This is a genomic window from Microbacterium sp. K41, from assembly GCF_004794395.1.
GTDB lineage: Bacteria > Actinomycetota > Actinomycetes > Actinomycetales > Microbacteriaceae > Microbacterium > Microbacterium sufflavum.
This window is the reverse complement of record NZ_SSDO01000139.1, coordinates 1-705: the sequence shown is the minus strand read 5'-3', so window position 1 is coordinate 705 and position 705 is coordinate 1. Positions and strand designations below refer to the sequence as shown.

Below are 705 nucleotides of genomic sequence, written 5' to 3'. Positions count from 1 at the left end.
TCGGTCGCCCAGGCCGTCGCCGCGGGCACCGTGTCGCTCGTGGCGGGGGCTGCGTCGGTGTGGGCGCTCGCGGCGGCCGCGCCGGGACTCGCGACCGGGGCGATCGATGCGCCGTGGCTCGCGGTCGCGGTGCTCGTGCCGATGGTGGTGTTCGAGGTGTTCGGGGCCGTGCCGATCGCCGCGGCCTCATGGCGCAGCGTGCGGGCGAGCGCCGAGCGCATCGTGGACGTGCTGCCGGAGCGCATGCCGTCGGAGCTGCGGACGGACGCGGGGGAGGATGTCGCGTTCGACGGCACACCGCGGGTCACGCTCCGCGGGGTCGCGGCGCAGTGGCCCGGAGGGGTTCCGGCACTGCGCGGCGTCGACCTCGACCTCCGGCCCGGGGAGCGCGTGCTCGTGACCGGTCCGAGCGGTGCGGGCAAGAGCTCGCTCGCGGCCGCCCTGGTCGGGTTCCTCCGCGTGACAGGGGAGTACCGCATCGACGGGCGCGACGCCGCGGCACTGTCGGGCCCGGCGCTGCGCCGCACGATCGGCCTGTGCGAGCAGCACCCGCAGCTGTTCGACGAGGATCTGCGGCAGAACCTCCTGTTCGCCAGGGACACCGCGACCGACGCGGAGCTCCTCGACGCGCTCGACTGCGTGGGGCTCGGGGCGTGGGCGCGCGAGCGCGGGGGCCTCGACGCCAGGGTGGGCGACCGCGGGGCG

1 protein-coding gene is annotated in these 705 nt (G+C 76.9%); it reads left to right on the top strand.

Annotation, left to right across the window (positions count from 1 at the left end; translation table 11 throughout):
- The coding region (locus DW309_RS03135) for an ATP-binding cassette domain-containing protein (protein WP_136044531.1) at positions 1 to 705 on the top strand (705 nt) is incomplete at both ends.